A 25,846-nucleotide genomic window follows, 5' to 3' on the forward strand; every position below is an offset into this window, starting at 1 on the left:
TCTATTAATTATTTCGTAATACTTTACTAGGTTTCAATACATTGGGCTTCGTTGGATGAGCCATATATAAACTCACGACTTGACCTTGATAAAATAAAGCCACTAAGTCTTGAGGCATTTCGCTTAAAGTCAATTCAGCTGGGCTTAATCGCATTCCGTTTTTGACTTTCTGATAAAGTTCATCAGATAAATCGATTCGTTGAAATCGTTCAACAGCCGTTTCAATCGGTAATAGCATGTCATTCAGTTGATTTTGTGTCATTTTTTCCGCTACTTGTGCTAGAGTCAAACATTGCTTAGCCTTTAAGCCACCGCTTGCCGTACGTGTTAAATCGGACATGTGCGCTGGAACGCCTAAAGCAAGACCTGTATCAACTGATAATGTCCTAACATAAGTTCCTTTGCCGCACACTACCCTATAACGCCAACTTTGTGTGCCTTGTACTTGATCAAATGTAGGCTCACTTATTCGATCAAAAGAATAAATCATCGCTTTTCTAACCGGACGTTCCACCTGTTCGCCATTTCGAGCATATTCGTAAAGGCGTTTGCCATTAACTTTTACTGCTGAAAACATCGGCGGAATTTGAGTGATAACACCTGTCATCCGTTCCATAGCGCCATCGATTTCATCGTTTGAAAAAGGGTATGATAATGTTGTTTTTTCAACAATCTCTCCGCTTGCATCTTCTGTTGTCGTAGAAAAACCAAGAGTAATTTCACCTTCATATGTCTTACCAGAATCAACCATATATTCAATAACTTTTGTCCCTTTTCCGATGCAAATCGGCAAAACCCCAGATACATCAGGATCTAAAGTACCACCGTGACCGATTTTTTTCGTATGTAAAATTTTCCTTAGTTTAAAAACACAGTCATGACTTGTCATGCCAGTTTCTTTCCATAAAGGTAAAATACCATCCATTTAATTGTTCCTCCAAAATTTAAGTATCAACTGATTTATTATAGCATAGAAGAGAATAGAAATTCATTTAAAAAAAATGGGGTTTTCATAAAACACCTGATTCTCACTTAAATCGTTGCGCCCGTTTCAAGATTATATAGTACTGTGAAACGCTTTAGCCTCTATACAATCTTAAAAAAAAGCGTAAAACAAAACGCTTAGCTAGTTTTGTTTTACGCTCAAGAGTTTATTGTATTAACGTTAAGCAGAGTGTCCTACAATCACATCGCCGGCATAACCAAATCCAACGCGTGTCATACTAGGGTTCATTTCCCAATCTCTGTGTCCTGTTCCAGATGGTGATTGCATGTTTGTCTCATTATACCAAGCCATGATTACGGAGTTACCAGGAGCAAACATGAATGCAATCACTTCGTCTCCTCGATTCCAATGGTCAGATGGGACTTGAAAATTCTGCATCGTTGCTGCTCTTCCACTAGCTGATGCTGCAAGACCAGCATCCCAACTCACTGGATTCAATCCGTTCGCCGTACGTAATGCATTTAAAGCTTGAAATGTTGCGTCAGCTGAAGTTGCTGGTGGTGTTACTGGTTTTTCAGGAGTTTCAGGTAATTCAACATTCCCTTGGTTATTTGAATTATTTTCGTTGTTATTCTCCTCAGGCTTACTTGAATTTTCCCCGTTAGATTCTGCTGTCTCTGCTGGAGCAGTAGCTGTTTCAGTAGTGCTTTCGCTTTGAGTAGATGGTTTATCTGTTTTTTTAGGTGTCTCGGCTTTTTTTACGTCTTTCTTTTTCGCTTCATTTGCGAGTTGCGTTTTTAACGCTTCTTGTTGCTCTTTTAATAATTTACTTTTTGAGCTTTCCGCACCCGATGTTTCAGAATCTACTTCTGCTTTTAAAACATTCAAGTCTGCTTGTTTTGCAACAAGATTTTGTTTTTCTTTTTCAAGCTGAGTCTTTGCTTTTTCTACATTAGCTAAGTTCGTTTGGATATCTGATTTTTTACTTTCAACCAGTGCTTTATCTTCTGTTTGTTGTTTAATTAAATCATTGTTTGCTGTCATAATGGAAGAAATTGCTTGAACTCGTCCGACTGCATCTGTGATTGATTCTGAATTTAAAATCATATCAAGAATTTGAGTTCCTTGTCCGTTAACTTGAACATTTCTTCCTTGTTTTTGAATCGCTTCAGTTCGTTTGTTGATTCGCACGTCTAATGCAGCAATATCTTTTTTTAATTGTTCAGATTCTTTGATTAATGCTGTTTTTTGTTTGTTTAAAGTTATTCCTTCATCAAAAATTGAAGAAATTTCATCTTCTAAAGAGGCAATTTGCGCAACTACATCTTTTTGCTTTTCTTTTAATGCTGAAATTTCTTTGTCTTGTTGCTCTATTTTTTTATCAGTTGTCTCTGCTAACGAACTAATCGGTAAGATTGTCCCTGCAACTGTAACCATACTAACTATTAATAATGACAAATTCTTTTTCTTCACTATTAACCCTCCATTTTCTTTAACCATATCTTCACTAAAACTTACACTATAAATAATAGCATAAATCATGTTAATTTAATCGATAAAAATATTACAGTTCTTTTCAATATAGTTACAAAAAGCAGTTCTGTGACAAATTTAATGTAAAAAAAACCGAAAAGGATCACTTCCTTTCGGCTTTTTTACATTATTTTTCTAGTTCCCTTGATTCAATTTACGAATCAACTCATCGATGTGATTCCCATATTGAACCGATTCATCTTTTTCAAAAATCAGTTCCGGTGTTTTGTATAATGTCAACCGTTGTCCTAATTCTTTACGAATCAATCCTTTTGCTTTATCTAATCCTTGTTGCGCTTTTTGGTGATCAGAAGCTAGATCAGATAACAAACTGTAATAAATCGTCGCTTGTTGCAGATCGCCAGTTACTCGAACATCGGTAATTGTAATATCTTGCACACGTGGGTCTCTGACACGTTTTCTCAATATATCATTGATTTCACGCATGATTTCTTGACCTACTCGGCGGTCACGATAATTTGCCATACTGTTTCTCCTTCTTTCTTACTTTATTTGGTGTTATTGTTTGATTTCTTCCATAACAAAGCCTTCAATTACATCGTCAACTTTAAGATCATTGAAGTTTTCAACCATCGCACCACATTCAAAGCCAAGTTTCACTTCTTTGGCATCATCTTTGAAGCGTTTCAAGCTAGAAAGTTTGCCTTCAAAGATAACGATTCCGTCACGAATCACACGAACACCACTATCACGACGGATAGAGCCTTCTGTTACGTAACAACCAGCAATCGTTCCAACTTTAGATACTTTGTAAAGTTCACGAACCGTCATTTGACCGGTAATTTTTTCTTCAAATTCTGGATCTAGCATCCCTTTCATTGCTGTTTCGATTTCTTCAATTGCTTTGTAGATGATACGGTGTAAACGGATATCTACTTCTTCTTGATCTGATTGTTGTTTTGCTTGTGGTGTTGGGCGAACATTAAACCCAATGATAATCGCATTACTTGCTGCGGCAAGTGTTACATCACTTTCGTTGATTGCTCCAACAGCCGAGTGAACGATTTTCACGCGGACACCCGCAACTTCGATTTTTTGTAAGCTTGCTGCAAGAGCTTCCGCGGTCCCTTGTACATCTGCTTTGATAATGACGTTAACATCTTTTAATTCGCCTTCTTTTAGACTTTCAAACAAATTATCTAAGGTTACACGATTAGTAGATGAACGTTGCTCAAGTTGTGCACGTTTGCCACGTTCTTCACCTGCTTGACGCGCTGTTTTTTCATCTTCAAAGACCACGAAACGATCGCCTGCTTGTGGTACATCATTTAATCCAGTAATTTCAACTGGTGTTGCTGGACCTACAGCTTTGTCACGACGTCCAAGATCATTCGTCATAACACGAACGCGTCCAAATGTATTCCCAACAACGATTGGGTCCCCAACGCGTAATGAACCTTGCTGAACAAGCAGTGTCGCAACTGGACCTTTCCCTTTATCCAAACGTGCTTCGATTACTGTACCGATTGCGCGTTGTGTTGGGTCTGCTTTTAAATCTTCTACTTCAGCGATCAAAAGAATGTTTTCAAGTAATTCATCAATATTTTGATTGAATTTTGCTGAAATGTTTACGAAGATTGTTTCTCCGCCCCATTCTTCTGGAATCAAACCATGTTCGCTCAATTCTTGTTTTACGTGATCAGGATTAGCACCTGGTTTATCAACTTTGTTTACAGCTACGATAATTGGCACTTCTGCCGCTTTCGCATGGTTGATTGCTTCGACTGTTTGCGGCATTACACCGTCATCTGCTGCAACGACCAAGATTGTAATATCTGTTATACCTGCTCCACGCGCACGCATACTCGTAAAGGCAGCATGTCCTGGTGTATCTAAGAATGTAATTGGTTTTCCATCAATATCGATTTGGTAGGCACCGATGTGTTGAGTGATACCGCCCGCTTCACCTGAGGTTACACGCGAATTACGTAACGTATCAAGCAATGTTGTTTTACCATGGTCAACGTGTCCCATGATTGTTACAACCGGAGGACGTGTCACAAGATTTTCTTCAACTAGTGCTTCTGGTTCGAAGAATTTATCGATATCTGCGACATCAACTTGAACTTTTTCTTGTGGTTCCATTCCGTAATCTACTGCCAACAATTCAATCGTTTCTTTATCTAGGGATTGGTTTTGATTGACCATGACACCCATCATAAATAGTTTTTTGATGATCTCAGCTGGCTCACGGTGAATTTTCTTCGCGATATCTGCTACGTTCATTCCTTCTGTGTATTCTAGTACATCAGGCAATTCACGGAATTTACGTGCTGGAACTGCTGGTTTTGTTGATTCTTGGTATTTGCCTTTTTTGCCTTTTTTATTGAATCTATTACGGTTTTGGTTATTGTAGCCATTACGGTTACGGTTTTGACCGCCGCCTCCACCGAAACTATTGTTGCGGTTTCCAGTGTTCGTATTGTTTCGGTTTTGATTTCCTTGCGTGTTGCTGTTATTTTGTCCTTGTTGTGGACGATTTTGTTGACCTGATTGTGTTGCAGCAGGACGGTTTTGGTTTGTGTTTTGAGTATTTCCTTGCGTGCTGCGGTTTTGTGTATTGTTACGATTTTGGTTGTTTTGTTGTCCTGATTGTGCTGGACGATTTTGGTTGTTTTGTTGCGGACGATTTTGCTGTCCTTGATTCGTACGGTTTTGAGTCATATTTTGGCTGCTTCCTTGCATGTTTCGATTTTGGTTGTTACGATTTTGATTATTTTGTTGTCCTTGTTGTGCTGGACGATTTTGGTTATTTTGCTGTGGACGATTTTGTTGTCCATTTGGTTGTTGCGGTCTAGTTTGATTTTGGTTTGGTCTATTTCCATTTTGGTTAGCTGGCTTTTGATTTGCTGGTTTTGTTTGCCCTTGACCACTTTGCGCTTGTGGTTTCGCAGCGGGTTTTTGTTGTGTATTTGCAGGTTTATTTCCTCCAAATGAGTTGCGAAGCTTTGATTCGTCCTCAGAAGAAATTGCGCCCATATGGTTTTTCACATCCATACCTAGAGCATGTGCTTTTTCGACAACATCTTTACTCGATTGATTCATCTCTTTTGCTAGTTCATAAATTCTTTTTTTCCCCATGCAATCACCTTCCTAACCTTTGATTAGTTCCTTGAATTTCGTCGCAAAGCCCTGATCATTGATTCCAATCACCATACGCGTTCTACCGATTGCGTGACTTAATTCTGAATGTAAAAACGACTCACTACAAGGAACGTTATAATAAGAACATTTGTCCTTGATTTTTTTTCTTGTATTCTCACTAGCATCGCCAGCAACAAAAACGAATTTCGCTTTATTACTGCGGATATCACCGATTGTTAACTCTTCACCGGTCACTAGTTTTCCAGCTCTCATAGCCAAACCTAATAAATTCAGTACCTTTTCTTTAGCCATTGCCGAACAACTCATTACGTGCTTTTTGGTGTTCAACATAATCCAATAATTCTTGGTAGAAATCATCTGTCAACTTCGTTTCCAAGACACGGTCTAAAATGTGTTTGTCCCAAGCTTCTTGGACTTCTTTGGGCTCGAGTGAAACGTAAGCTCCTCGTCCAGGCAATTTCCCTGTAGGGTCGATTGCGACTTCGCCATCTTTCGAACGCGTGATTCGAACCAATTCTTTTTTCGGTTTCATTTCGCCTGAAACAACAGATTTACGCATCGGGATTTTTCTTTTTTTCATTTGATTCCCTCCAAATCGTTAAACTTGTTCTTCGTCTTCGGCTGTTTTTTCTTCAAACTCGATATTTTCGTACTCATCAGCTGTTAAATCAGATGCGACAATCGCCTCATCATGTTCTTCTTCAGGAGTTTCTTCGTTTTCTGCATGTTCTGCATAGTAACTCTCCATTTCAGATTCAGGTTTGATATCAATTTTAAAGCCAGTCAATTTTGCAGCTAAACGTGCATTTTGTCCTCTTTTACCGATAGCCAGTGATAATTGATAATCTGGAACGACTACAGTACAAGCTTTATTGTTATTCGGGTCGAAAATAACATCTACTACTTGGGCTGGATTCAATGCGTTGCTGATGAAAACTGCTGGGTCTTCACTCCATTCAACGATATCCATATTCTCCCCTTTTAATTCGTTAACGATGGCTTGAACACGTTGGCCTTTTGGTCCTACACATGTCCCAACAGGATCGATATTCGAATCAGTTGAACGAACAGAAACTTTTGAACGATCTCCTGCTTCACGAGCAATGCTCACAATCTCTACTATTCCATCATACACTTCTGGGATTTCTTGTTCAAATAATCGCTTCAGTAAATCTGGATGGCTACGGCTTACGAAAACTTGCGGGCCTTTTGAGGTATTTTCAACTCTCGAAACGTATACTTTAATACGATCATGAGGCTGATAAAACTCGTTTGGCATTTGATCTTGCTTTGATAAAACAGCTTCAATCTTTCCTAAGTTCACATAGATGTAGCGGCGGTCTTGTCTTTCAACGATTCCTTGCATAATGTCATTTTCATACGCACTGAATTCGTTATAGATAATGTTTCGTTCTGCTTCTCTAACACGTTGCAAAATAACTTGTTTTGCTGTTTGAGCTGCAATACGACCGAAATCTTTTGGTGTTACTTCAAAACGGATTTTATCACCCATTTCGTATGCTTTATTCACTTCCATCGCTTCTTTTAATGAAACTTCTAGTTGCGAATCAAAGACTTCCTCCGTTACTTCTTTAACAGCATAAACATGGATATTCCCTTTTTTACCGTCAAATTCAACTTCAACGTTTTGGGCTTGTCCATAATGTCTTTTGTATGCGGAAACTAATGCTGCTTCCAATGCATCAATCACAATCTCTTTAGAAATACCTTTTTCAGCTTCTAATGCATCTAGTGCATTTAACATTTCTTTGCTCATTTTTTTATCATTTCCTCCTACTGTCTAAATGAAAGGCGAACGGAGCTGCTCGACTTTTATCAAGTCGCTTATTGCATCTCGTGATAAGTCAAAACTGGAACGTTCTGCTTCGTGTTTTACTCAATTAAAACTGAATTGCTAAACGAGCTTTTGCAATGTTTTTTCGTTCAAATGTATAGTCTTTGACTCTTGTTTTGATTTTGACTGTCAAGGTCAACTGATCTTTGTCTATTGTTTTTAAAATACCTTCAAACTGTTTTTCACCATCGATTGTTTGATAGAGTGAAACATGAATGTATTCTCCAACTGCTTTTTCATAGTCGCTTTCTTTCTTCAACGGACGTTCAGCTCCCGGTGAGGACACTTCCAGGAAGTACGCTTGGGGAATCGGATCAGGATCCATAGCATCAAGCTTTTCATCTAGCTGCTCACTCACAAGTGCACAGTCTAAAATATCAATACCGCCTTCTTTATCAATAAAGACGCGGAGAAACCAGTCTCTTCCTTCCTTGACAAACTCTACTTCTACAAGTTCAAAATTTTGTTTTTCTAAGATTGGTGTGACTAACTCGGTAACAGTTTCCACAACACTACTCAAAATTTTCGCCTCCTTCGAGATTTATGTAACGTACTAGATTTTTAGCAAGCCTGATTCGTATAGCTAAATCATAGAAAGTGTCGATTGATACAACCAGACAACAAAAGTCAAGCAAATCGACGTTTTATCATACTTTCTTTCTATGTTATTCCATTAAAAAGAGTGAGCAGAAATCCGCTCACTCAAACTAGTATCATTACTTATAAGCTATTCTACCATAGATTTTCTGAAAACTCAAATCTACGTTATTACACCGCTATTATCTTTGCTTTATTTTTGTGTTTCACTCAAAGAAACATACTTCACTTTTCCATTCTTTTGTTTTACTATGAATAAGAAGATTTGAAAGGAGCTCCCTATGTCACAAACACAAGTAATCAAAGTAAACAAAGATACAATGAAAAAAATGCATGTCTATTATGAGAAAAATCGTTTAAATAAAACTGTGCCTTACACTGATTTCGTTGCCAGAGTTGGAAATACAACGATTACAGCTTATACCTCTGGTAAAGTCGTATTTCAAGGGGGGGATGCCGAAAAGATAGCAGCAAAATGGGGCAGTTCACTTGAAAGTAAAGGAACAAGTCGATCGACATCAAAAAAAGCAACAGCGTTACCTGCTAATTTCAGTCAACTTTCAGTCTTAGGTAGTGATGAAGTTGGCAATGGTAGTTATTTTGGCCCCGTAACAGTTTGCGCTGCTTACGTCGACAAAACGATGGTGGCAAAACTAAAAGCACTTGGCGTACGAGATTCCAAGGAACTGACTGATCCGCAAATAGTACAACTTTCAGCAGTCATCAAAGAACTGGTTCCTTATAGACTATTGATTGTTGAGCCAGAAAAATACAATCAGATCCAGCCAAAATATAATGCGGTTCATATGAAAGTCGCATTACATAATCAAGCAATCCATTTATTATTGAACGACATCGCACCAACGAAACCAGACGGTATTTTGATCGATCAATTTACACCTGAAGCCAATTATAAAAAGTATGTACGAAGTGAACAAAATCAAGTCAATGAAAAATTATTCTTCATTACAAAAGGTGAGCAATATCATGTAGCAGTAGCAGCGGCTTCAATCATTAGCCGAGCGGCTTTTTTAGAAGAACTAGATAAAGAATCCAAAGAATTAGGAATGAAAGTTCCTTCTGGTGCGGGCGCTGTTTCTGATAAAGTTGCAGCGAAAGTGTTGGCTAAAGGTGGGATGACATTACTAAGTAAATATGTGAAACTTCATTTTGCAAATACAGAAAAAGCGAAAAAATTGCTTCAAAATGAAAGAGCCTGAGACAGAAGCTTATTTCCCAAGGGATTGCTTCTGCTCTCGCCTTTTATTCGCAACTAGGGTGTGAAACAAAAGTGATTTTTACTTTTGTCCCACACCCTTTCTATTCCGCTTCTTGGATTTCTTTATCTAAATCAGCATAATCAATGGCTGTATGAATAAATGTTTCATCATTTTTGGGAAAATGTTGAAATAATGAGTCCATGGGTTCAATCTCAATCACCCCTGATTCCAATTCAAAATCTATCAGGTGTCCGCCAAACGTTTGCTTGTCGCCTATAAAATGCAAATGAAACTCTGCTGCTGCAACACCTTGAAATAGTTCTGGTGTGAAGAAGCCAAGTATAGTGCCAGTAACCATTTCTTTTTCAAACTCAGGCTGTTCTTTGGATACTTCAACCAATCGTTTATAAGGTTTTTGCTGTTTGGGCATCACTCGAACATGGACTGTTTTAAATTTCCCATGAATTTTGATTGCATGAAAAAGGTTTTCGCTCTTTAAATGTTCGCTGATTAATTTATTTGTTTTTGAATAATCTATAGGACCAGCCACTGGAAAAGTGATTGTTGGTTTAAATGTAGTCACAGCTGCATAAGGTGTTTCTTGTTTGCCATCTAGTGCAACCAAGGCCCCATCTTCCCTTCCTTGAAAAGCTTTCCCCTCTAAAATGATTAACTCCCCATCTAAACCAGATAAAGTACCGATCCCAAAATCACCTTTTTTTAAAATATTAGTGATTGTTTCAGTCCCATCCATCAAGCCTGCCATTAAAGCTCCTAAAGTTCCGTGCTGATATAAGACTGTTTCTTTTGTCATTGTTATCACCTTTCTAATAAAATTGATCTGGTAAAATCGTTTCGCCAAGTTTTTCGTTATCTTGGTAATCAATTGGAATATCGATCACAACAGGCCCTTCTGTTTCAATTCCTTTTAAAATTGCTGCTTTTAATTCTTGAACATTCTCAGCGCGTAATCCTTTGGCTCCAAAAGCCTCAGCATATTTCACAAAATCGACGGGTCCAAAGTCCACACCAGAAATTCGATGATATTTAAGTTGCTCTTGAAATTCAACCATGTTATAACGTCCGTCATTCCAAATCAAATGAATGATATTTAATTTTTTTCGGACTGCCGTCTCAAGATCCTGAGCAGAAAACAAAAAGCCACCATCCCCTGAAATTGATAGTATTTGCGTGTTTGGTCGAACCAATGCTGCTGAAATCGCCCAAGGAAGCGCAACACCTAATGTCTGCATCCCATTACTAAAAAGTAAATGTCTCGGCTCATAACTTCTAAAATGACGAGCCATCCAAATATAATGACTCCCTACATCAACAGTGACTGTCATATCGTCTGTTACTATATTTTGCAATGTTTCGATCACTTCTAGAGGGTGAATCAATCCTTCTGTTGTCCCCTCTTTCACATCGTCTCGTTTAACCAGTTTTTCATGCAATAAATCTAAATATCCTATCGCTTTATCAGATAATCCTTTCGCTTCAATACTTGGTAAAAGAACGGTTAATGTCTCAGCAATGTCGCCGATCAGTTCTCGTTCCGGTTGGAAATATTGGTCGATTTCAGCCGGTGTATCATCAATTACTATAATCGCCGAATCTCCTTCTGCATTCCAATTTCTAGCCTCATATTCTATTGGATCATAGCCGACCGCAATCACCAAATCACTGCGTTTTAATAGCATATCACCTGGTTGATTGCGAAACAAACCGATTCGTCCGAAGAAGTGGTCTTCTAATTTTCGAGAAATCACTCCTGCAGATTGGAACGTTTCAACGACTGGAATGTTCGTTTTCTCAACGATTGCGCGAATTGCCTTTGCTTCTTTATCTGTAGAGGCACGCATCCCGACCAATAACACAGGCAGCTCAGCCGCTTGAATCCGTTGTGAAAGGTAGTCGATATCTTTTGATGAAGCAGAGCCGATTTTCGGATCACTCAATGGTTTTATGCCGACAGATTCTACTGGAGCATCAACTACATCTTGCGGAATACTGATAAAACTAGCTCCTTTTTTTGACGACTTTGCCAATCGATAAGCATTTGCTAAGACTTCAGAAATGGTCTCTGGATCTTGAATTTCTGCACTGTACTTCGTGATTGGCTCGAATAAAGCAGCATTGTTCATACTTTGGTGGGTTAATTTTAATAAGTCTCTTCGTTTTACTTGACCACCGATCGCCAGTACAGGATCGCCTTCTGCTGTAGCTGTTACTAACCCTGTAGCGAGATTACTCGCACCTGGACCACTCGTTGTAACAACTACACCTGGATTTCCAGTCAAGCGACCAACGGCAGCTGCCATAAAGGCTGCATTTTGTTCATGACGCGTTACGATCAATTCTGGGCCATCATCGACTAACGCATTAAACAGACCATCAATCTTTGCTCCTGGAATTCCAAAGACATAATCGACTTGATGATTTTTCAAGCTCTCAACAATCACTTCGGCACCATTTCTGCTTTTACCCATTACGTGTTACACCCTTTCTGAAATCATGTTTCATTAAACCAATTCCCTTATACAAAAAAGAATATAAAGAATCTACATTAAGGAAAACCGTATTTTATAGTACAGTTACAAACCCTGTATCAATTTCAATTATAGCATGTTGCCTATTATTTGTTTAATCATTTGATCCCCAAAAATAAGACAACGCCGAAACATAAAGGTTCATGCTTTCCGATATTCTTTCTAAATCATTAGATAGCAATTATTTGAGGCTATGTTTAAGAAAGAGTAAAGAAAATAGTACGTAGTCATTTTCCACTCTTTTCAACTCGACCGCTATACCCCTCTAGAAAACGGAATTTTCTACTTTAAATAACAAGTTTATCCGTTTCAGATCGACATATTATAAAAAAATTAATATTTACTTTATTGACTTTAACGAAGATATTCACTATATTTAGGGCGATCTGAATAACTTGTTAGGTGAGGCTCCTATGGAAACACAGGCTACTGCTCAAAAATGTCGAAAGACAGGAATGGGTAGGACAGGAATTGTCGAATTAAGGCTTTTCACAAAGTAGCTAAAAGCTCTGCTTTTTACGTTTCATAGTGCTAAAACTCAACGATGAGAATGATGAAAAGCTCTTTTTGTGCTGAAATCAATCCACCTTCGCTGAGTTATTCTAAGCGAAGGTTTTTTGTTTTGATAGATAATGTTGACAGAATTTTACTTCCAGGAGGTGGATATACAAATCGAAGGAGAAAACATCTCTTCATTATGATTTAATGGTTTAGAGATACTTCTTTTAATTTTGACTTACTGTGATTCATTATTTTAGTATAAAGATCTTTTTGTCCCCCATCTAAATCAATTCCTAATGCCAAACTTTATTTGATGATCAATTAAAATGATTAGCGAGGAATAAACTATGAAAACTGGAATAAAATGGTTAATTTGTATAATTCTTTTTGTTCTCTTGATTTTTACAGGAATTGGGAGTTACACCGCAATAAATTTTCATAATGGAAAAAAAATGGCTCAATCCCAAGTGAATAAGAACAAGAATACTAACTTCTCTGGTGATCAACAGACAAATCTGAAAGAGATCACGATTATGTTAATTGGTGATGACGGTCGTGAAGATGATGAAGATGGCGGACGTGCTGATACATTAATGGTCGCCCACTACAACAGTGAAACAAAACAACCAAAATTAATATCAATCATGAGAGATTCTTATGTGTCAATACCTGGACATGGATTAGAGAAAATCAATGCTGCTTACGCGTACGGCGGAGCCGAATTAACACGAAAGGTCCTCAATGACTCATTTGGTTTGCCAATCAATTATTATATTTCGGCAGATTTTACTCATTTTGTTCAATTAATCAATGAACTTTATCCAAAAGGGATTGAAATCGATGCAGAAAAAGATATCAACCTAGACAATGTCGACATCAAAAAAGGCAAACAACTCATGGATGGTAACACGTTATTACAGTATGCTCGTTTTCGAATGGATGAAGAGGGCGATTTTGGTCGAGTAAGAAGACAACAACAAGTTATGGACGCACTGGCAAAACAATCTAAAGATGCTGTCTCCTTCTTACAACTTCCGAAAATAGCGGGCGAAGCGGTCGGTTACTTAGATACGAATATCCCCACTGATCTTCTTATAGATTTAGCAAAAGATTTTCTATCAGGCAATGTCAAAACGCTTGAAACTTTATCTGTACCAGTTAAAGGGAGCTGGGCATTTAACGATTATACTGATGCTGGAAGTGTCTTAGAAATAGACGAGAAACAAAATGAAGAAGCTATTCATAGCTTTTTGGATGATGGGGCAGCGAAATGAAACAATCCAAGAGATTCTCTAAGATGCATTATTTAGATTTTTATGTTTTGGTCCCTTATTTTATTTTGTCAATCATAGGTATTTTAATGGTCTATAGTTCAAGTTCCTATCAATTATTAGATAGTGACCTTGGAACGTCGAGTAAAGCAATCAAACAAACGATGTATTTTCTTTTTAGTATCGTGTGTATGAGTTTTGTTTATCGGATTAACTTGTCCGTTCTTCGTAAACCTAAAATGATGTATGTTATTTTGGCGATGACGTTCTTATCTATTGTTGCTTTGCCCTTTATTGGAACAAGTGTTGGTGGTGCTAAGCGCTGGATCAATCTAGGCGTACTTTTGTTTCAACCATCTGAGTTAGTTCCTTTAGTACTCGTTCTTTATTTAGCTGCAAACTTGGCTAAAACAGACACGCTCGTTCCTTTTAGGTTCAAAGATCATAAACGTTCTTTATTTGTGGCTATGTTCTTTATGTTTTTTGTAGCTTTACAACCAAATATTGCTGGAGCGTCAATGATTTTTATCCTTGTTTTAGTCTTGTTTTTATCCAGCGGACTATCTCCTTTATTTATGTCGATAGCTTTAATTGGTTTCGTTGCGATAAAACGTTTAGGAACCGTTCTTTTATTGTCGATTCCAACAAATTGGATGCCTGAAAAATTCGGGTATTTAGTAACTCGTTTCGAAGTGATGCAAAATCCTTTCATTGATCCGACTGGCAAAGGGTTTCAAACGTCAAATGCTTATTATGCCATGCATAATGGTGGTTTTTGGGGCTTAGGTTTAGGCAATAGTATTCAAAAAAAGGGGTTCCTGCCAGCTGCTGATACAGATTTTATTTTTGCCATTTGTATCGAAGAGCTGGGATTGATTGTTTCTTTAGTGATTTTATTTTTAGTATTCTTTATGGTTGCTCGTTTATTTTTACTTGCGATAAGATCAAAAATCCTTTATTACTCCTATCTTTATATTGGTTGTGGGATGTTACTTTTACTTCAAGTATCCGTAAACGTAGGGAGCTTGTTAGGGTTTATCCCTATGACAGGATTGACATTCCCTTTCATCAGTTATGGTGGATCTAGTTTGCTGATATTGAGCATTACACTTGGTATTGCATTGAATGCCCGTGCGACGGAAATGAGAGAAATAGGGAAGCAAAAAGGAGAACTGGCATGAGACAAAACGTAAATCCAAATAGTGAACCTGTGAATTATGCGCTTCTTTTACCTGTTTTTCTTTTGATAGTTGTCGGCTTTATTGCCCAGTATGGCGCATTTTATGCAGATCCGTCTGTTGAATCAATTACTCCTTTGATGATAAAACAACTTCTATGGACTATCTTAGGCATTGTGGCAATGTTTATCACGATGTTTATTCCAATTAAATATTTGTGGAAATTTACTCCTACACTTTATGGTTTATCGCTGTTACTAATGAGTTTGCTGATAAAATTTCACGACCCAGTTATGGCCGCCGCAACTGGCACCAAACGTTGGATTCGACTAGGTCCACTCTCGTTTCAGCCATCAGAATTCATGAAACTTGGCTATATTTTGATGTTGGCCTATGTCGTGACAAGAAGACGGCAAAAGGCCTCAAATCCTTCTACTTTGAAAGAAGATTTCCGATTATTAGGGGAATTATCTCTTGTCAGTCTACCTGTTTTTGCTTTGATGTTTTATCAAAAAGATTTTGGTACAAGTTTAGTATTTATTTCGATTTTTCTTGGTGTGGTGCTTGTTTCTGGTTGTTCTTGGAAAATCTTAACGGTTGGATTTGGGATTTTAGGTGTGATTGGTGTTAGCGGTATTTTGTTGGTTTTAACGGAACGAGGCCAAGCTATCCTTTCCTATCTTCATTTTCAGCCCTATCAGTTTAATCGAATCCATGCTTGGCTGAATCCTTTCGAATATGCAGACTCCATTTCATTTCAACAAGCTCGTGGGTTAACTGCTATCGGATCTGGAGAGATGTTAGGAAAAGGACTAACCGATCTACAAATTTACGTTCCTGTTAGAGAGTCCGATATGATTTTCACTGTGATTGGTGAAGCCTATGGTTTTATAGGAACTTGTACCTTGATTCTGCTGTTCTTTTATCTCATTTATCAAATGCTGATCTGTACGCTCAATGCAAAACGAGAGTTTTATGCGTATATTACGACTGGTGTGATTATGTATTTCTTATTTCACATATTAGAAAATATTGGCTCTAATATTGGTTTACTTCCTTTGACTGGGATTCCTTTACCCTTTATTAGTCAAGGTGGTACAGCTTATTTGGCTAATTTCATTGGAGTGGGGTTGATTCTTTCGATGTATTATCAGAAAGAAAAAAACTAGTCTGTTGTTTTAACTGTATAGTGAGAAGTATAAATGATACAAAACAAGGAGGTCGCGTTTATGCTCCCTCCTTCTTCTGTTACAATTTAAAATCTATATCATTATAATTTACCACTTCCTGCGACTTTACATGAATCCCAGAAGCTAATCCTACTTTTATTTTAAGAGTTGTCGCAGATACATTCATTACTCTGATTCTTTCTTTTCCAACAAGGTTCTCTCCTCTAGGTAAATCCTCAGGTATAACAAAATCAATAGTTCCATACGTGCCATATTCCGCAAAAGAACTGTAACGTTGATGACGCCCATTATATAAACCAAATCTGTCAACAACAATTGTTTCAGGTTCACATGATTCAATTTTAAATTTCACTTTAAATTTAGAAGCTAGTTGATTACTAAAAAATCCTCCAACATTAAACTCAACATACTCTCCTACTTTAAGTTCGGCTTCTTGTACAAGTGGCAATGCGCGTACAACAGCATAGTTTAATTTTTCTGTTGGTTTTTCTTCGGCCTTTACTAAATCAGATAGCCCAAACAATCCTAATACTACCAGACAACTTGCCATGAATAAACGTTTATTTAACACAAAATCACTCCTTTATCATAATGTGAATAAAATATAACATATAGTAAAATAAAAATCAAATGAGATGTTAAATAAAATTTACCTTAAAGTTAAGTTTACATTATATAGATGGAAAGGGAGTGTTATAATTAACGAAGAAATAATTATATATGAGTAGTTTTTGGTTTATCTTAAAATAATTTTTATAGTTATCCCGGCAGTGGGTACAAAGTCAGAAATAGAATTGTAGAAAACCCAAACAATATTTTGCACGAAACAACGTTCACACCTAGGTTTGAATTTGAAACAACACAATATTCAGGTGATGGAACTAAATTTTTTGAATTTGTAAACTATTCTCTAGCTTCTTTAAAATAAAAGTTGGGTATACTTTAGGCATGCATATCGGCAACAATCCATGTATTGATTATAATGATATTGATTTAAAATTAAACTAAAACAAATACATTACTAGCGATCCAATGGTTTGATTCCATCCATTTATCCTTCAATAATAAATATTTAAAATTATCTATCAAAAAAGCTGAACTCTTATCCATCAAGGGTTCAGCTATCTTTTAAACTCTATTCTTCTTCTTCCGCCATGAATGACGATCGTATTTCATAGACTTTTATCTAACGTCATTTAATACTTTTTAAAGAGATAACAAATATACTGTATCAACTGATTTCAAACAATCGAATGTGAGTCGTATTCAATATCGTATTCACCAATTCTCATTAGCGTAGGGCGCTATACATAGAAAGAACTATTTACAACGATAAATTGATTGCTTATTATTAAGTTGTATAAACTTATACGTAGCTAGACAAAAGAAAGAAGTAAGTTCAATGAACAATCCAAAAGCGGGCAATATTTTTTCTAACTGGTTTGAAAACTCGTTACTTAATTTACTTGAAAAGTATTTTGACAAGTTTACTGAACTAGCTGAGATACGAGTGAATAAACCGAGATTCATTAAACAAAAAAATACACTAAAATATTATGACGGTATCGATGCAGCAACGTTGAAAAAGTACGAGTTATTAGGCTTGAAACATTGCGAACCAATTGAAAGCGGCGTCGCATATTATCAAACATCCGAATTAGATCGATTTATGTTAAGTAATCAAAATTAAAGCAAAATAGGCGTTGCGAGATGCGAAAAGTTGCTGATAATCAGTAGCTTTTTTATTATTTACAACTATTATACAATTTTACTTGTATTTAATAACCGCATTTACTTATTGCAACTATTTTACAAGTTTAGTCATTTTTTACAACTAACCATACGCCATGTTAACACTTTGCCTTTTTATGAGAATAATGTTGACAGATAAGTGTCTCAACCAAAGTGCAATTTATTCTAATTATTTTCAACTAGAAAATAATTTTCTCCCCTCCTTGCGTATATTATCGTAAGGAGATTTTTATATGGATCAGATAATTATATTAGATGGCAACGTTGTAGGATTGGTTTGTGATAGTGGTAAGGCTCGTTGGGAGTTGTATAGGTTGGTGGTGTTGAGCGTGGATGTTGAGGATAGGATTGCGGAAATAGAATGTTTGAAAACGCCTGTTTTCTTTATATTTTAAACATCTGCAAATCTAACATTTATATTTCTACAAGATTCAGCATTTCTTGCTTTACTAAAAGCAGAAGGATCTAAAACTCTTCTGAAAGACAAAATCTCATTACCGCTCCAAGTGACGCCAATATAAGTCTCGACACCTACAGGAGATACACTATGGAGATTTTTTTGTATCATAATCACACTATTAGATGGATCATATAAACAAGTAACATCTTCGCTGACATATTTATCGCCAAGTTCTAAAAAATCACTCTGAGAATCTTCTGTACACAAGGAAGGATTGTCATTGCTTCTGATTCTTAGAAATCTTAGAAATCACACTTTGTATATCTTGCTATATTTTATGTTTTCTATTCTCATCTTGTCTCCATAATATCCTCGACTGTTTTTTTGATACAGAGAAACATCAATCTTTTTTATCCATCTTTCTAGATCAAACATCTTTTCTCTACCTTTAGTTTTTGCTTCCACAATTTGATAATATTCGCATTTTACCTTTTTGATTGCCATGAAAAATACCTTCAGATATTTATTAGTTACTATATGCTAACTACATTAAACCAGAAGAAAGTTAACAAGACATTAGTTTCATTAACTTTCATAGCATATATAATAAACTTGAGGTCAAATTATTATTTTAACACAGACTAAAAAAGAACTCTAGTTCCTATTATCTTTTTCCTAAATTTTTATATTCTCTGAATAACCAACTGCGGCATTCTCTGTTTTATAAAAGACTCTGCAAAGTCCTCGTCCAATATCCATTGATCAATAAACTCTTTAGGTAAAATTACAGGCATCCGATCATGTACCTGCTGCATAGATTCATTAGCTGCGGTCGTCAAAATAATACTTCGATTACCATCCTCAAATCTTTTGTAAAATCCTGCCAAGTAAACAGCGTTAGAATCTTGCTCAGTAAATAAAAATTTCTCTTTATTTGCATCCCATTCATAAAATCCCGTGGTTGGAAATACACAACGTGTGCTTTTAAATGCTTTGGCAAACGTCTTTTTCTCAGTCACGGTTTCAGATCGTGCATTGATCAGCAACTGTCCTTTTTTAAACCCGTGAAATCCCCATGTCATAGCATCATAATCAATATCATCAGAATCTGGACTATAAATCACTGGTACATCATTAGATGGATAAATCTCGCCCGTTTTGATTGCTTTATGTTTTTCTTCCACAGCTCTAACGATATCCCATATTTCTTTTGACTCGTCAGGTTCTAAAGAAAATCGACCACACATATGCATTCCCTCCTATCTATTCTTCGTTTAAGTTTAACAGGAGGGTAAATTCTAAGCTAAAGAAATGAATTTTCTGCAAAGTAACCAAAAATATATTTACAACTTTTGGCAAACAATGTATTATATATAGTATCTCAATCGTGATGAGTAAAAAAATGAAAGAAGGTTTATTGTATGAGATTAAAAAAATTTTTAATTAGTTTGTCGGTATTTACTTTATTGAGTTCTTGTTTTGCACCTAGTTTAGCTTTTGCTAATAATGCGGAGCCAACTGAATCTGCAGTAGAATTACTACCTACTCCAAAAGAATCAGACTATTCTAGAGGTCCTCAATCCCGTAGTCTTGCAACTGTAATTATCAAAGGAGCTATAAAATTTATTGTTAAAAATAAAACTCTAGCAACAAATGTAGTAAGGTCTGTTGCAGGTAAGACCGTAGCTAATAACTTTGCAAAACATTACGCAAAAATTTGCGCAAGTCTTAATCCTTTGCTAAAATGGGCAGATATTCCTTACCAAGCAGTTTATGATGCGGTATACAGAGCTTTAGTTAACTCTGGCGTAGCAAAAGGTACCGCATCTCAGATTGCGCTAGCTATTAAAGAAGGAATTAGCTGGTTCTTCTAATTTTAATTTTAAAGGAGATTTAAAATGGAGAAAGATAAAGAACAACTATTTTATGACGCACTTTGTGAAATTGCTGACCATGTCGGTGACAGTTTGGAAAAACCCATATCACTTAGTTTCTTGTGTTTAACTCATGGTATATCCAATGATCAAAAGGGAAAACTTTTCATAGGTTTTAATCAGGTATTAAATAATAACTCGTACGACGATTTGGTTCTAGAACAATTTATAGAGAAAGCTCATAAAATAGCCCCACAAACTACTGAGTTTGATAAAAAAGTATTTGTTGCGTTTATTAAAGCTTTCTCCATTAATTTAATTCCTGAATTATATCCATTTTCGCAAACTCTCTAAATACATTTAAGCCCTCCTTTTTTCAGGAGGGCTATTTTATTTAATTAAAAAATCCTCTCCCATCACGCAACGCCTGTAAAGATGGATAAACGGAATGAGAACCTATAATATTTCCCTCACCAAGCGCCCCACGCTAGCAACGGAGGGAAAGTAAATGGCAACAATCAAACAATATACAAAAAAAGACGGCTCTATGCTGTGGATGTTCCAAACCTATCTAGGATATCAACCAAGAGACTGGAAAAGAAATACGTACAACCAGGCGAGGTTTTGGCACAAAAAAAGAAGCCCAACTAAAATTGAATAGGCTTCTAGTCAACCTCGAGAAAAACGGACTAGAAAAGAATAATAACGAAACATTTAAAGAAATTTTTGAATTGTGGTTTGAATCATATTCAACCACTGTAAAAGAAGTAACGCTTCTGAAAAATGAAATCAAGTTCAAGAAATGGATTTTGCCAGTTTATGGTGAAATGAGCATCAAAGAAGTTACAGTTAAGCACGCACAAAAGATTGTCAATAAATGAGCGAAAGAAACGGATCAATACAGAGTGCTACACTCTTCAGCAGGTCGTATTTTTAATTAAGCTATGAACCTAGGAACGATCGACAGAAACCCTTTAGAAAGAATTATTATGCCTAAGCGTGAGAAATCAAATAAAGAAGCGATTACGATAAAACGTTGATGCGTTTCATGATTTATAGCGGTATAAGAATCAGTGGAGCTTTAGCCTTGAACTGGAATGATATTGATTTTCAAAACAACCTTGTAAATATTGATAAAACATTAAGCCAAACAAAATATGGCTATATAATTTCTGATCCTAAGACTAATTCTAGTTCTGCAAACCTTACTCTTGATGACACAACGATAAAAACTCTTAAAAAATGGCAAATTAACCAACTTAAGTATATGCTAACCATTGGTATAACTGATCCTAAACTTATTTTCTGTGGTATCTACAATCAAGTAGTTACTCACCACAGTATCTATCAAAGATTGCAGACAATCACAGAAAAATGCGGTATACCGTTTCTAGGTGTTCACGTCACAAGGCATACGCATGCTAGTTTATTGTTAGAATCTGGCTCAAGTATGAAAGAAGTACAAGAAAGACTGCGCTATGCTTCAATAAAAATGACTATGGACACTTATAGTCATTTATCACAAGAATCAAAAGAAAAAACTATTGAAAAATTGGTGAAACACTTAAATTTTTAACAAACCGTATTTAAAAACGTATTCACTAAAACAAATGAAAAAGCTGAATCCTTATATATCAAGGGTTCAGCTATCTTTTAAACTCTATTCTTCTTCTTCCGCCATGAATGTATTGAAAACTTCTTCAATCATATCCCACTCAGCGTCTGTTTCAATTTGTTGTAACTCGCCTTCTGTTCCTTCGTTGTTTTCAATGTAAGCATATGCTTGCAATTCAACGTCTTCTTCTTCTGGAACACCAGCTGGGTATAGAAGTACGTAATTTTTACCAAATTCTTCTTGTCCATCAACTGTTAAAAGAATTTCGTATAATGTTTCATTTCCTTGTTCATCAACTAAAGTGATGTGTTCATGTCCTTCATGATCGTGATCATGGTTATGCTCTTCTGCCATTATTTTGCTCTCCTTTTATCTTACACTTGCTTTATTACAAGTCGATTAAATTTTATTACTAGCACCGTCTAAATAGTTTTGTAAAATCATGACAGCAGCTACTTTATCTATTACTTTTTTTCTTTTTGCTCTGGATGTATTTGCTTGCTCAACTAACATCCGTTCTGCTTGAACCGTGGTCAAACGCTCATCTTGATACGTAACAGGAATCTGGAACATCTCTTCGATTGTCTTGCCGTAGGCCATTGATGCTTCGGCTCTAGGACCAATCGAATTATTCATATTTTTTGGTAAACCCACAACGAAGCGAGTTACTTCATATTCTTTGACTAATTCCGCTAAACGTTCAAAACCAAATTCTTCTTTCTCTTCATTGATTCGAATGATTTCCACGCCTTGAGCCGTCCAACCAAACGGATCGCTGACAGCAATTCCTACTGTCTTAGAGCCAACATCAAGTCCCATTACTCTCATCGAATAGTGATTCCATGATTAGATAAGTAATATTTAACCAGCTCTTCCATGATCTCATCTCGTTCATGACGACGAATCAAATTTCGAGCGTCTTGGTAACGAGGAATGTAGGCCGGGTCTCCAGAAAGCAAATAGCCCACAATCTGATTGATTGGATTGTATCCTTTTTCCTCTAAAGCCTTGTATACAGTAGCCAGAGTCTCACTTACTTCCTTCTTACGGCTGTCATCAAAATCAAAACGTACAGTTTCATCTGTAAAACCCATTTATCTACACCTCACTTCTATTCTATTCATACAGTTTCATTCTACTAAAAACAAGCAGAAACTACAAACAAAACTTAACATTTTCTGCTATATATTAAAGATTTTCTTTAAATTTGAGGAATTTAGCTGATTATAGGATAAATAAAGACATTTTCCCTTTCATTTCATTTGTCTATCTGATTGTATAACGGTATAAACAAAAAAATGACACCCAACGAAAAATCGTCGAGAGTCGTTTTATTCGTTATAGGTTTGCCATGAGTTTGACCATCAGCGCTTTTTGAGCGTGGAGACGATTCTCAGCTTCTTGGTAAATAGCAGAGTGGATCCCATCAATAATGTCGGCTGACACTTCCTCTCCTCTATGGGCTGGTAGACAATGTAAAAACAAGTAATCTTTTTTTGCTTGAATAGCTAATCGGTTATTGACCTGAAACGTTTTGAAAATTTCTTCTCGTTTCTTTTGCTCGGATTCATCTCCCATACTTGCCCAGACATCGGTTATTAAAACATCCGCATTTTTTGCCGCTTGTTCAGGGTCATGGGTAATGTGGATCTTACTACCACTTATTTCTGCATTCTTTTTGGCGACCTCTACAAATTCTGCTTTCGGTCCATATCCTTTAGGTGTTGCAATTGTAACATCCATTCCCACCAAACTTCCACCAATCAAAAATGAATGAGCCATATTATTTCCATCACCAATGTAAGTTAAGCGAATCCCTTCTAGCTTCCCTTTTTGTTCATAAATTGTTTGAAAATCGGCTAGTATTTGGCAAGGATGATGGTCATCTGTTAGGCCGTTAATAACCGGAATGGATGCTTCTGCTGCTAGTTCAGCTACCATTTTGTCTGAATAGGTTCGAATCATGATAGCATCGACATAACTAGATAATACGTTTGCTGTATCTTTGACAGGCTCACCTCTGCCCATTTGCGTGCTTTTAGAATCTAAAACAATCGCTTGACCACCAAGCTGAATGATTCCAGCTTCAAAAGAAACCCGCGTTCTTGTGCTGTTTTTTTCAAAGATCATCGCGATTATTTTTCCAGCTAAAATTCCCTGGTAAGATTCTGGATTCGCTTTTATCGCTACAGCTAGTTCAATAGTTGATAGAAATTCTTCTTTAGTTAACTCTGTTAGATTTAAAATACTTTTACCGTACATGGTATTCATTCGTTATCGATCTCCTTTTTTGAAAGCAATGTTCGGGAGGCTAAATTGTTTAAAACATGCTCAATGATCATTACCCCTTCATCTATTTCAGTTTCTGTGACGGTTAATGGTGGTAATAAACGTAACACCGTTTGACCGGCTTTTAATGCAAGTAATCCTTCTATTTCTAATTGATCTAAGATCACATTTAACGTCTCTTGATCCGAAAATTCAAGCCCAAGCATCAATCCTTTGCCACGAACCGCTTTGATCAGCTTATTTTTTTCTGCTAATTGATTTAAACCAGTAAATAGTTGTTGACTTCTATTCTGAACCTCTTGCAAAAAATCTGGGTGATTGATACGCTCAACAACTATACTGGCAACACTCATTGCTAAATTGTTTCCACCGAATGTTGACCCGTGACTACCAGGTCCAAAAAATGCTGCTAAATTAGCTTTACCAACCATTGCCCCAACAGGAATCCCATTCCCCAAGCCTTTCGCCAAAGTAAAAATGTCTGGCTCGATCTGATAATATCCATGTGCATAAAAATTACCTGTGCGGCCGATCCCAGTTTGAATTTCATCAATAATCAGTAAGACTCCATATTCTTTACAAAGAGACTGTACCGCTTGAATCCAAGACTCATCCGCTGGTAAGACACCACCCTCTCCTTGAATCAATTCCAACATGACTGCAGCAGTGTGTGGATCGATTTCATTTTTTAATGGCTCGATTTCATTGAAGGGTAGATAAACAAAATCAGGAACTAACGGTTCAAAACCAGTATGAATAGTCTTTTGACCTGTCGCACTCATGGCACCGTATGTGCGACCATGAAATGAATTTATAAAAGTAATGATTTTACTTTTTCCAGTTGCTTTACGGGCTAATTTGATGGCTGCTTCATTCGCTTCTGCGCCACTATTACAAAAGTAGCTAACATATTCTTTTCCATTTGCTAACTTCTTAGCTACTTCTTCCTGTAGCTGATTCTCATATAAATTTGGTGTATGCCATAGTAGCTTGGATTGCTCGACTAATACTTGATTTAGTTTAGGATCATTATACCCTAAATTCGCAACGCCAATACCACTAGTAAAATCAAGATAATTTTTTCCAGATTGATCAGTCAGCCTATTTTTATCCCCTTTGATCAACGTCAACTCTTTTCTTTTGTAGTTTGGAAATAAATGGCTCATGCAACGACCTCCTTGGACTTGATAATAGTTCCAGCATGTTGAATTTGATTTGTGATATGAACTTCTTTAACGCCACCTTTAATTGCCGTTACTGCACTTTCTAATTTTGGGAGCATTCCGCCTTTGATGATTTTAGCTGTTTTAAGGGTAGCAATTTCGTTGGTAGAAAGTTCTTTTAGCCACTGGTTTTCTTTTTTCACACCTGGGACATCTGTTAATAAATATAATTTTTCAGCTTGTAGTTCTTCTGCTACTTTACAGGCTACATGATCTGCATTGATATTTAACCATTCGCCTTTTTTTGTCAATCCTAAAGGCGCAATGATTGGAATATGCTTGGTTGCAAGTAGATGCTCTAATAATTCCGTTTCTATTTGTTCAACTTTCCCAACTGATCCCAATTTATTTTTATCCAAGAATGTACCTGTAATAATTTGACCACAAGAAGCATTCAATCCAACGACCGAAAAGCCCTCTTGTTGAAAGTGACTGGTAATCGTCGGTTGTACCTGACCTATCAACACCATTTGGGTAATTTTCAATGTCTCTTCCGTTGTTACCCGCAGACCATCTTGCATCACTACTGGCACATTTAAGCGTTGCATCATATCGGAGATATAATGCCCACCGCCGTGAATGATCACAACTTCATTTTCATCTTTTTGCCATTGATCGACTTGCTCAAAAAATGATTTTGTTAAATTATCACTGGCTACTCCACCCATCTTGATAACAATGACTTTTTTCATAATTACCGCTCCCCCTATTTTTTTAACCTTCATTT

26 protein-coding genes, 2 pseudogenes and 1 riboswitch are annotated in these 25,846 nt (G+C 36.6%); of the genes and pseudogenes, 9 read left to right on the top strand and 19 right to left on the bottom strand.

What is annotated here, in order from left to right; all coding sequences use genetic code 11:
* Positions 1–4: 4 nt before the first annotated feature.
* From truB to rimP, 8 genes are all read right to left on the bottom strand, one after another.
* Positions 5–925, bottom strand: a complete 921-nt coding sequence (gene truB / locus AC1PU0_RS10040; protein ID WP_206849525.1) for a tRNA pseudouridine(55) synthase TruB — start codon at positions 923–925, stop codon at positions 5–7.
* Positions 926–1,165: 240 nt separating this feature from the next.
* A complete protein-coding gene (locus tag AC1PU0_RS10045; protein ID WP_206849526.1) occupies positions 1,166–2,419 on the bottom strand; it encodes a PcsB-like coiled-coil domain-containing protein in 1,254 nt (417 codons plus the stop codon).
* Positions 2,420–2,614: 195 nt separating this feature from the next.
* Positions 2,615–2,965: a 30S ribosome-binding factor RbfA gene (gene rbfA, locus AC1PU0_RS10050; RefSeq protein WP_069652965.1), complete on the bottom strand. Its 351-nt coding sequence runs from the start codon at positions 2,963–2,965 to the stop codon at positions 2,615–2,617.
* Between the two features lie 33 nt (positions 2,966–2,998).
* Positions 2,999–5,581: a translation initiation factor IF-2 gene (gene infB / locus AC1PU0_RS10055; RefSeq protein WP_206849527.1), complete on the bottom strand. Its 2,583-nt coding sequence runs from the start codon at positions 5,579–5,581 to the stop codon at positions 2,999–3,001.
* A gap of 12 nt (positions 5,582–5,593) precedes the next feature.
* Positions 5,594–5,896: a YlxQ-related RNA-binding protein gene (locus AC1PU0_RS10060; protein WP_069652963.1), complete on the bottom strand. Its 303-nt coding sequence runs from the start codon at positions 5,894–5,896 to the stop codon at positions 5,594–5,596.
* Positions 5,889–6,185, bottom strand: a complete 297-nt coding sequence (rnpM, locus tag AC1PU0_RS10065; RefSeq protein ID WP_069652962.1) for an RNase P modulator RnpM — start codon at positions 6,183–6,185, stop codon at positions 5,889–5,891. The genes AC1PU0_RS10060 and rnpM overlap by 8 nt, the downstream gene beginning before the upstream one ends.
* Before the next feature lie 18 nt (positions 6,186–6,203).
* Positions 6,204–7,382, bottom strand: a complete 1,179-nt coding sequence (gene nusA / locus AC1PU0_RS10070) for a transcription termination factor NusA (protein WP_206849528.1) — start codon at positions 7,380–7,382, stop codon at positions 6,204–6,206.
* Between the two features lie 124 nt (positions 7,383–7,506).
* Complete coding sequence (gene rimP / locus AC1PU0_RS10075) at positions 7,507–7,980, bottom strand: ribosome maturation factor RimP (RefSeq protein WP_069652960.1); 474 nt, start codon at positions 7,978–7,980, stop codon at positions 7,507–7,509.
* A gap of 358 nt (positions 7,981–8,338) precedes the next feature.
* On the opposite strand from rimP, the gene rnhC reads away from it, so the two are divergent.
* The gene (rnhC, locus tag AC1PU0_RS10080; RefSeq protein ID WP_069652959.1) at positions 8,339–9,277 is read left to right on the top strand and encodes a ribonuclease HIII; all 939 of its coding nucleotides are present in this window, start codon (positions 8,339–8,341) and stop codon (positions 9,275–9,277) included.
* Between the two features lie 100 nt (positions 9,278–9,377).
* Here rnhC and budA read toward each other — a convergent pair whose 3' ends face one another.
* Both budA and alsS read right to left on the bottom strand, forming a co-directional pair.
* Positions 9,378–10,091 carry an acetolactate decarboxylase gene (budA, locus tag AC1PU0_RS10085; protein WP_206849529.1) on the bottom strand — a complete coding sequence of 238 codons (714 nt, stop codon included), beginning with the start codon at positions 10,089–10,091 and terminating at the stop codon, positions 9,378–9,380.
* A 13-nt stretch (positions 10,092–10,104) separates the two neighbouring features.
* Positions 10,105–11,766 carry an acetolactate synthase AlsS gene (gene alsS / locus AC1PU0_RS10090; RefSeq protein WP_206849530.1) on the bottom strand — a complete coding sequence of 554 codons (1,662 nt, stop codon included), beginning with the start codon at positions 11,764–11,766 and terminating at the stop codon, positions 10,105–10,107.
* A 447-nt stretch (positions 11,767–12,213) separates the two neighbouring features.
* A riboswitch (M-box (ykoK) riboswitch) is annotated at positions 12,214–12,383 on the top strand.
* A gap of 291 nt (positions 12,384–12,674) precedes the next feature.
* On the opposite strand from alsS, the gene AC1PU0_RS10095 reads away from it, so the two are divergent.
* From AC1PU0_RS10095 to AC1PU0_RS10105, 3 genes are read left to right on the top strand one after another with little or no spacing between them, the layout of a single operon-like run.
* Complete coding sequence (locus AC1PU0_RS10095) at positions 12,675–13,601, top strand: LCP family protein (RefSeq protein ID WP_206849531.1); 927 nt, start codon at positions 12,675–12,677, stop codon at positions 13,599–13,601.
* Positions 13,598–14,779: an FtsW/RodA/SpoVE family cell cycle protein gene (locus AC1PU0_RS10100; RefSeq protein ID WP_206849532.1), complete on the top strand. Its 1,182-nt coding sequence runs from the start codon at positions 13,598–13,600 to the stop codon at positions 14,777–14,779. Before AC1PU0_RS10095 ends, AC1PU0_RS10100 begins: the two co-directional genes overlap by 4 nt.
* Positions 14,776–15,945 carry an FtsW/RodA/SpoVE family cell cycle protein gene (locus AC1PU0_RS10105; protein WP_069652954.1) on the top strand — a complete coding sequence of 390 codons (1,170 nt, stop codon included), beginning with the start codon at positions 14,776–14,778 and terminating at the stop codon, positions 15,943–15,945. The genes AC1PU0_RS10100 and AC1PU0_RS10105 overlap by 4 nt, the downstream gene beginning before the upstream one ends.
* 79 nt (positions 15,946–16,024) lie before the next feature.
* Here AC1PU0_RS10105 and AC1PU0_RS10110 read toward each other — a convergent pair whose 3' ends face one another.
* Complete coding sequence (locus AC1PU0_RS10110) at positions 16,025–16,537, bottom strand: hypothetical protein (protein WP_479998291.1); 513 nt, start codon at positions 16,535–16,537, stop codon at positions 16,025–16,027.
* An 831-nt stretch (positions 16,538–17,368) separates the two neighbouring features.
* On the opposite strand from AC1PU0_RS10110, the gene AC1PU0_RS10115 reads away from it, so the two are divergent.
* Positions 17,369–17,656 carry a hypothetical protein gene (locus AC1PU0_RS10115; RefSeq protein ID WP_206849536.1) on the top strand — a complete coding sequence of 96 codons (288 nt, stop codon included), beginning with the start codon at positions 17,369–17,371 and terminating at the stop codon, positions 17,654–17,656.
* 295 nt (positions 17,657–17,951) lie between these two features.
* The gene (locus tag AC1PU0_RS10120) at positions 17,952–18,113 is read left to right on the top strand and encodes a hypothetical protein (RefSeq protein ID WP_206849538.1); all 162 of its coding nucleotides are present in this window, start codon (positions 17,952–17,954) and stop codon (positions 18,111–18,113) included.
* Here AC1PU0_RS10120 and AC1PU0_RS10125 read toward each other — a convergent pair.
* Together AC1PU0_RS10125 and AC1PU0_RS10130 are read right to left on the bottom strand one after the other, a co-directional pair.
* A pseudogene (locus AC1PU0_RS10125) lies at positions 18,110–18,622 on the bottom strand (DUF6731 family protein). The gene AC1PU0_RS10120 and the pseudogene AC1PU0_RS10125 overlap by 4 nt on opposite strands.
* Positions 18,623–18,801: 179 nt before the next feature.
* Positions 18,802–19,365, bottom strand: coding sequence for an SOS response-associated peptidase (locus AC1PU0_RS10130; protein WP_242596565.1), 564 nt, complete (start codon positions 19,363–19,365; stop codon positions 18,802–18,804).
* A 174-nt stretch (positions 19,366–19,539) separates the two neighbouring features.
* On the opposite strand from AC1PU0_RS10130, the gene AC1PU0_RS10135 reads away from it, so the two are divergent.
* The 3 genes and pseudogenes from AC1PU0_RS10135 to AC1PU0_RS10145 all read left to right on the top strand — a co-directional run bounded on the left by AC1PU0_RS10135 (position 19,540) and on the right by AC1PU0_RS10145 (position 21,568).
* Positions 19,540–19,992, top strand: a complete 453-nt coding sequence (locus tag AC1PU0_RS10135; protein WP_206849545.1) for a hypothetical protein — start codon at positions 19,540–19,542, stop codon at positions 19,990–19,992.
* A 24-nt stretch (positions 19,993–20,016) separates the two neighbouring features.
* Positions 20,017–20,346 (top strand): hypothetical protein, encoded by a 330-nt coding sequence (locus tag AC1PU0_RS10140; protein WP_206849546.1) that lies wholly within the window; start codon positions 20,017–20,019, stop codon positions 20,344–20,346.
* Positions 20,347–20,500: 154 nt separating this feature from the next.
* A pseudogene (locus AC1PU0_RS10145) lies at positions 20,501–21,568 on the top strand (site-specific integrase).
* An 84-nt stretch (positions 21,569–21,652) separates the two neighbouring features.
* Here the strand turns inward: AC1PU0_RS10145 and AC1PU0_RS10150 are convergent.
* The 6 genes from AC1PU0_RS10150 to argB form a co-directional block, all read right to left on the bottom strand.
* On the bottom strand, positions 21,653–21,961 hold the full coding sequence (locus tag AC1PU0_RS10150; protein ID WP_010760984.1) for a DUF1292 domain-containing protein: 309 nt from the start codon (positions 21,959–21,961) through the stop codon (positions 21,653–21,655).
* A gap of 45 nt (positions 21,962–22,006) precedes the next feature.
* Complete coding sequence (gene ruvX / locus AC1PU0_RS10155; RefSeq protein ID WP_069654418.1) at positions 22,007–22,435, bottom strand: Holliday junction resolvase RuvX; 429 nt, start codon at positions 22,433–22,435, stop codon at positions 22,007–22,009.
* Positions 22,432–22,701: an IreB family regulatory phosphoprotein gene (locus tag AC1PU0_RS10160; protein ID WP_069634732.1), complete on the bottom strand. Its 270-nt coding sequence runs from the start codon at positions 22,699–22,701 to the stop codon at positions 22,432–22,434. The genes ruvX and AC1PU0_RS10160 overlap by 4 nt, the downstream gene beginning before the upstream one ends.
* 244 nt (positions 22,702–22,945) lie before the next feature.
* A complete protein-coding gene (argF, locus tag AC1PU0_RS10165) occupies positions 22,946–23,878 on the bottom strand; it encodes an ornithine carbamoyltransferase (RefSeq protein ID WP_206849547.1) in 933 nt (310 codons plus the stop codon).
* Positions 23,875–25,062, bottom strand: coding sequence for an acetylornithine transaminase (locus AC1PU0_RS10170; protein WP_206849548.1), 1,188 nt, complete (start codon positions 25,060–25,062; stop codon positions 23,875–23,877). Before AC1PU0_RS10170 ends, argF begins: the two co-directional genes overlap by 4 nt.
* Positions 25,059–25,811, bottom strand: coding sequence for an acetylglutamate kinase (argB, locus tag AC1PU0_RS10175; protein WP_206849549.1), 753 nt, complete (start codon positions 25,809–25,811; stop codon positions 25,059–25,061). The genes AC1PU0_RS10170 and argB overlap by 4 nt, the downstream gene beginning before the upstream one ends.
* Between the last annotated feature and the right edge of the window lie 35 nt (positions 25,812–25,846).

This window comes from Enterococcus sp. XAF26B05_ASV22 (assembly GCF_056727285.1).